Genomic DNA, 7,246 nt, shown 5'->3' with positions numbered 1-7,246 from the left:
TCTTATACGGGACAGAGCTTCCGTTTAGCCAATGCGTTGTCGAGAAAACAGTAAAAATATTGGGTGGCAACACTCTGTATTTTTCATTGCAATTCTCTGCATTTTTATCTTGCAAAATACAGGTGTCCAAAAAATTATTACTTTTTGGACACCTCCTTCGTTTTTAGTTAAGTTATCGCATTACAAAATCACAATCGCATGAGAACCCAACGATTTAAAACTCTCGAAAAATACTTTTTCATCAATTGTTTCTTGGCCGGAGAGGGGATTCATCACCGTTACTTTTCCGTTATGATATCCCGTCACAACAACGGCATGTAAATTCATAAAAATCGGGTGCTTTTCATTTGTTTCTTTAATAATCCAATGTCCTTTTGTTCGAGGTTTCTTTAAATCAATGGTTACCCATGCTAAAACCGGTACCCCTGATTGGACATAGTTGAGAATTTCTTTTTTGCTCGCATCCGATAAATTCATTGCTCGAAATTCACTATTTTGTTCAAACAATACTTCGTTCGCCACTTCCACAATAGGGGAGGCATAGACATAATAGCCACCAGATTTTTTTGAAGGGTCCCCTGCGTATGCAACGTTCGGATCTGGTCCATACATTGTGTCACCTTTTTTGGTAACGGGTTGTTTCGGCAAATAATTGTTCGCCAAGTCCATTTTATCTACTTTCATACCATAGTAATTTAGGATGGCAGCTAATGCAGTCACTTCACAACCATTGGGAAGTTCCGGATTTTGAATAACAATTGGCACATCCAATGGCGATTGATGATTCGTATTAAAGGTTTCAATTGAAATCAGTGGCTTATTTTTATCAAATACGATGTCTTGTTTGGTTTGTTCTAGCCATTCGCCAGAAGAAAGAACCCGGTAAACGGCAATTTTATACGGTGTATCTTGTTTTACGCCAGGAAAGACTGCCTTTCCTTCTGCATCGACCACAACACTTGCGATTTCTTCACCCGTAAAGTAATCAAAGATAGTTACACCGACATTTGTTACAACATCCGCGCTGGAAAATTCAACGGTTTGTATTGTTAATTCATGCTTAGAACTCGAAATCGATTGTAGTACACCGTTATGGGATGAATCGTTTGGACTACAACCGATTAAAAGTAAGCTAGCAGTTAGGACCAAAATTTTTTTGGAATTTTGTACCTGTTTCATGTTATCTTATACCGTTACAAGTTCTTTTGCTGCTGCATTGCGTTCTTCATCTGTTTTCACAAAGTACTCATTGTACCAAAGTAGGAACATGTAAATTGACCAAATTTTACGTTGGTTATTATGTGCGCCTGATACATGTTCTTCTAATAATTTTATAATTTTTGGTTGATCGAAGAATTCCGCTGCCACATCGCTCATAAACGCATTACGTACACGTGATACATAATTTTCATCGCGTAACCAGTGACGAATTGGTACAGGGAAACCGATTTTTTTACGATTTGCCCATGCTTCTGGTAATGCATTGTTGGCAGCTTTACGGAACGCGTATTTTGAATTTTGTTCATTTACACGGAATCGAGTTGGAATTGTTGCCGCTACATCCATTACTTCACGGTCGAGTAGGGGAACGCGAAGCTCGATACTGTGTGCCATCGACATTTTATCCGCTTTTAATAAAATATCATCCACTAACCATAAATTTAAATCGAGTAATTGTTTTTTCGTTACATCGTCATGTCCTTTAAATTTATTGTAAAGAGGGGAGACGATTTCTTTTACAGATGGAGCATTTACATAATCATTATTTAAAATTGTTGCTGCTTCATCTTCTTCAAAAATACGAGCTTGCCCAATAAATGTTTCTTCCACAGGCGCATTAATACGTTTTACGAATTGACCAATTTTACTATTTGGCATAATCGTTGCACCTAAAGAAGCTAATGCTTTCACTGGACCAGGTAAGCTTTTGAATTTCTTTTGATTTGGTGTATCAGAATATAAATCATAACCACCAAACAATTCATCGGCACCTTCACCTGAAAGTACAACTGTTACATGTTGTCTTGCTAATCGTGCTAAATAATAAAGTGGTACGATCGATGGGTTAGAATGTGGTTCGTCCATCATATATTGAATAGTACCTAAGTCGTTAAAACATTCATTTGGATCTAAGATTTGGTTTACGTTTTCAATACCAAGTTCTTTTGATAATTCATAGGCATTGTCAATTTCAGAGAAGTTTTCTGCGCTGAAACCAACAGTAAACGTTTTATCTGGACGTAAAACAGAAGCAACATAACTTGAATCAACACCACTTGATAAAAATGAACCAACTTTTACATCAGCAATTGTGTGAGCTTGTACGGATTCACGAACTACGTCATCAATTTCTTCGATAATTGCATCTAATGGACGTTCTTCAGGAGTGAATGCAGGTTCCCAATAACGTTCTACTGTCAACTTGCCGTTTTCATATTTCATGTAGTGGGCAGCTGGTAATTTAAAAATCCCTTTAAAGAATGTTTCTTTTAATACAGGATATTGGAATGTTAAATATGGTTTTAATGCTTGTTTATTTAATTCCTTCACAAAATGTGGGTGAGGAAGGAAACTTTTAATCTCTGAACCGAAAAATAGTGTTCCGTTCATTTGACCATAATAGAAAGGTTTGATACCGAAATGGTCACGAGCAGCAAATAATGTTTGTTTGTTGCGATCCCAAATAACAAAGGCAAACATACCACGAAGTTTTTTCACTAAATCTGTACCATACTCTTCATATCCATGAAGAAGTACTTCACTGTCTGTATCTGTTTTAAAAATATGACCTTTATCAATTAAGTCTTGGCGAATAATTTGGAAGTTGTAAATTTCACCATTGAATACTAACACTAATGAATTGTCTTCATTGTATAAAGGTTGTGACCCTTTTTCTAAGTCGATGATACTTAAACGACGGAAACCAAGAGCCGCTTGATTTTCTACAAATTGACCGCCACTATCGGGTCCTCTATGAATAATTTGATTCATCATATTTTCTAGTACGGCACTAGCATTTGCTACTTCGCCAATAAATCCTGTAAATCCACACATATATTATAGACTCTCCTTATATATAAAAATCTAACTAGATTTTTTAATCACTCTCAAAAAAAGCATTATAACTTTTATATTATACTATAAAAAAGAATACGAAAACATGAAAGCCCAGTGAATTTTACTGGGCTTCTTATTATAACGTATGCGTTCATGAACTGAAAGGGGGAGAAGTAGGATTTATTTCTTTCCTTTCGGGACTCTTTAAGTCAGGATATGCGGATTCTATTATTCTTCTAGGCATTAAGAAGAGGGTAGTAAGAATTAGCAGGATGCTACAAGTTAGTAAAATCAATTGAGCTGGGATGACGTCATACAGTAATCCGAAAAGCAGAGTGCCTATTGGTGTAAGCCCCATCGCACACATTTCGATAATCCCGTAAATTCTTCCTCGATAATTTTCATCCACATCTTTTTGAATTAAAATCCCGATTGGTGTATTCGTTGCAACAAGGGTCCCTCCAAAACAAAACATCACCATTAAATAATAAATGAAAACGATTGTACTTGTCATCGGAACAAATAATGGAAAAGCAAACGTACCGACAATCGTTGAAAGGGTAAGTATCGCTCGCTTTGAAAAGAGTAGGGGATACTGTAAGTTAGAACGCACTGCAAAATATAGGGAGATGACCAGCATTCCAATGGCACTTGCTGCTTCTACAATGCCGATTAATTTATAATCCATCTCGATGATTTGAACAAAAATAAAATTTGCCCCAACAGTGATTGATGAAAAGAACAGATTTAACCATAACATCAGAAACAATAAATTTTTTAGGACAGGCATTTCTTTGATATAGTGAATGCCACTTTTTAAACTTTGGATCATGGATTCTTTTGGTGTTGACTCCTGATTTGAAAACAGTTTGAAATTCATTGTTGATTCCAAAACAAATGCAATGGAGTAAGCAACAATATTAATGACAAGAAAAGTTTGGATGCTTACAAATCCAAAAAGCATTCCACCAATCATCGGACCTAAAATGCCAGCGATAGATAAGGAGAGTTGGTTGAATGACATCGCTTTTTGAATTCGCTCTGAATCGACTAAATTCCCGATCGATGCCGAAAAGGCGATTGTTGTAAATGTACTACTAATCGTGTAGAAAAATGTTGTCAAATAAATAGCGAGTAGCGAGATGTCGAAAAACATCATGTAAATGAGTAATGCTGAAATTGAAAGAATCGTGCCGAATTGGCCAGTAAGCACAATGAATTTTTTCGAAACTCGATCGACTAGGATGCCGGCTACTGGAGAAAGTAGTGTTCTTGGGATAATGGAAAAAATTAAATTTGCTGCAAAACTAAAGGCTGAACCCGTCATCGCTAAAATGAACATACTCATCCCAAAGGTATACACATTGGAACCTAAAGTCGAACACGTCTTACTTACTAAAAAGGTATATAAATGAAACGTTGCTCTTCGTTGCATTGCCATCACTCTTTGTTTAAAAGTTTAATTTAATTAAACTAATAATATGCGAGATTCCAGTTAGATGCAATATAAAAGTTTAATTTAATTAAACTTTTATATTAAGGTGGCATGAATTTTGGTGAGGGGGAAGTTTAATTAAATTAAATTTCTGATATAATGAAAAAAGGAGGGGATGGCATGGAAGCATTAGGGGAGCGCATTAAAAAACTTCGAAAAGAAAAAAAGTTGACCCTTGCCCAGTTAGCAGGGGAACGTTTAACAAAAGGCATGCTTAGTTTAATTGAAAATGGCAAAGCACAACCCTCTATGGAAAGTTTGCATTACATAGCCGAACGTTTAGGCGTTGAAGTCACAACGTTATTAGATGATCAACAGGTCGAACTACTTCGCGAGCTTTTATTTGAAATAGAAAAACAAATGAAAACCATCCAAATACCAGTTGATGAAAAGTTGATTTTGCCTATGTTTAAACAAATTGATGCTGTAAAAGAGAAACTGCAAGGCAATCATTTTGAAGAAATTAGGCTGCTTGATTTTTATATAAGGCTTGCCACTTATTTGAATATTGAAGTGGATTGGTCTATGTATGACGTGATTTCTGATTACGAAAATATTCACGCTTATAATCGGGTATTTGATTGTTTTTCCTTCTTATCAAGTACCGCATTTCAACGAAACGATTATCGGATTGCCCTTCAATTTATGAAAGAGGCAGAAGAGCGAGTTAAGCCATATCTTCATAGCATCGATTTATTAACACAATTGGATATGCATTATGCGTTAACCGTTTTATATTCAGCGATAGATGATGTGGAAAATACCGAGAAACATTTACATTTCGCCCTACAAATCGCCCAGGAAAACAAAATTTACTACCGTTTGGATGATTTTTATCGATTTACTTTATCTCAAGCCATTCGTAAAGGTGATTTGGAAAAAAGTAAATATTATTTAATGAAACTCACACAACATGCAGATTTTACGGAAGATCCAGTAGCGAAAAATATGCTTGCTTTTTGTAAATCCCATTATGCCAACTACATCGAACAAGATTTTGAAGCCGTTGAAAAATATGCTTCTTATTTAGATAAAGAGGCAAAAAGTGACATCGTAACTTATTATCAAATGGAAGCCACATATGCATATTGGGCGCGCGGCTTGTTTGAACAGGCCATAGAATGTAGTGAGAACTTTGAAATTCCACCGAACACCCATCATCCGGTTGATTTATCGATTATGTATCAATGTTTTGCTGTTCGAGCGTTATGTTTTCTAGAATTAGGCAATAAAAAACAAGCGAAAAAAGTAGTTTCCCTAGCTGTTCAAGGGGTACAAGACTTACCAAACACCATCTATAAAACGTTTATTCAACAGGCTTATGAAAAAATTCAATATGGGAAAAAAGGGTGATTAGAGGTCGACTACTAATCACCCTTTTTTCTATTTCACTGAACCACTAACAAACTCAGCATCTTTGTAATACATATTTTTCACTAATACATTTGGACCTAGACATTTCACTGCTGGACAATGACAGTTTAAACTGCGGGCTAAATCGGTATTTAACCATTTTTCAAACACGTCTGGTAAAGAATCAGTTTGAATATTGCCAAGTGGTGGAGTATCACCAAAGTCCGTAACAATGACATCTCCTGTAAAGATATTTACGTTAAGTCGAGAACGCCCGTCTGGATCGTTACGTAATGTTACATTTTTAGCATTACGTAATCGGTTAATTAATGCCAGGTCTTCTTCCTTTGGGCTGCACGGATAGAATGGCAGTGTTCCAAATAGCATCCAAGTGTCTTCATCACGAATATCGAGTAAATGATTAATTGCATCTCGTGTTTCTTCTAACGAAAGGGAAGTAAGACTTGATGCAAAGTCTGATGGGTACATAGGATGAACTTCGTGACGGGCACATTTCATCTCATGGACAATTTGGTGGTGAATGTGTTCAATATAAGGAACTGTCTTTTTATTTAACATTGTTTCAGCTGACACCATCACACCATTTTCTGACAGCATTCTTGAATTTTCAATCATTCGTTGGAAAAGGGCAGCACGTTGGTCAAATGTCGGTTTTCGTTCCATCATCGCAAAACCAGTTTCAACAAATTCCTCAATCGTACCCCAGTTGTGTGAAATATGTAAAACGTCTAAATATGGTGCGATGTCTAAATAACGTTCCCCATCGATGGTTAAATTGGAATTCATTTGTGTGCGAACGCCGCGTTCATGGGCATATTGTAAAATCGGCTTCACATAATTCGCCACCGACTTTTTACTTAACATCGGCTCACCGCCAGTGATACTAAGTGTTTTCAGATGCGGGATTTCATCTAATCTTTTTAAGATAATGTCCAGTGGTAGAGCATCTGGATCCTTTGTTTGAAGGGTGTAACCAACTGCACAGTGAGCACAACGCATGTTACATAAATTCGTTGTTGTAAACTCAATATTGGACAGGGTTAATTTCCCGTGTTGTTCTACGTCTAAATAAGCCTCCCAAGGATCGTACTTCGGAGTTATTTTCGTTAAAGTCGTCATAGTTTTCATAACTTCCTTTCCAACTTGTAATTCTCTCATAGAAACACTGTTTGGAAAACTAAAATTTCTTCTTTTAGAACATTTATTTGATATCGGGGAGAAATAGAAGCGTTTTGTAGGGGAAAGTGGGAAAAAGATGGTGGGGGGATGTATTTGATGTGCTTGATGGTGATGGAATGGGGGTGGCGATTTTTGATGAAT

The 7,246-nt window shown here is 36.4% G+C and carries 5 protein-coding genes; 1 reads left to right on the top strand and 4 read right to left on the bottom strand.

Going from position 1 to position 7,246, the window contains the following annotated elements:
• Positions 1–180: 180 nt before the first annotated feature.
• From D8M03_RS08860 to D8M03_RS08850, 3 genes are all read right to left on the bottom strand, one after another.
• Positions 181–1,179, bottom strand: a complete 999-nt coding sequence (locus D8M03_RS08860) for a C39 family peptidase (RefSeq protein ID WP_121214411.1) — start codon at positions 1,177–1,179, stop codon at positions 181–183.
• A 6-nt stretch (positions 1,180–1,185) separates the two neighbouring features.
• Positions 1,186–3,054 (bottom strand): asparagine synthase (glutamine-hydrolyzing), encoded by a 1,869-nt coding sequence (gene asnB / locus D8M03_RS08855; RefSeq protein ID WP_121214410.1) that lies wholly within the window; start codon positions 3,052–3,054, stop codon positions 1,186–1,188.
• 154 nt (positions 3,055–3,208) lie between these two features.
• Complete coding sequence (locus D8M03_RS08850; RefSeq protein ID WP_245987517.1) at positions 3,209–4,492, bottom strand: MFS transporter; 1,284 nt, start codon at positions 4,490–4,492, stop codon at positions 3,209–3,211.
• Between the two features lie 180 nt (positions 4,493–4,672).
• Between D8M03_RS08850 and D8M03_RS08845 the strand changes: the two genes are divergently transcribed.
• On the top strand, positions 4,673–5,905 hold the full coding sequence (locus D8M03_RS08845; RefSeq protein ID WP_170148417.1) for a helix-turn-helix domain-containing protein: 1,233 nt from the start codon (positions 4,673–4,675) through the stop codon (positions 5,903–5,905).
• 30 nt (positions 5,906–5,935) lie between these two features.
• Here the strand turns inward: D8M03_RS08845 and yfkAB are convergent, their stop codons facing one another.
• Complete coding sequence (yfkAB, locus tag D8M03_RS08840) at positions 5,936–7,045, bottom strand: radical SAM/CxCxxxxC motif protein YfkAB (protein WP_121214413.1); 1,110 nt, start codon at positions 7,043–7,045, stop codon at positions 5,936–5,938.
• Positions 7,046–7,246: the final 201 nt, after the last annotated feature.

The organism is Ureibacillus endophyticus (assembly GCF_003628435.1).
Lineage (GTDB): Bacteria > Bacillota > Bacilli > Bacillales_A > Planococcaceae > Ureibacillus > Ureibacillus endophyticus.
The sequence above is the reverse complement of the archived record's forward strand: the minus strand, read 5'-3'. Positions and strand labels throughout refer to the sequence as shown.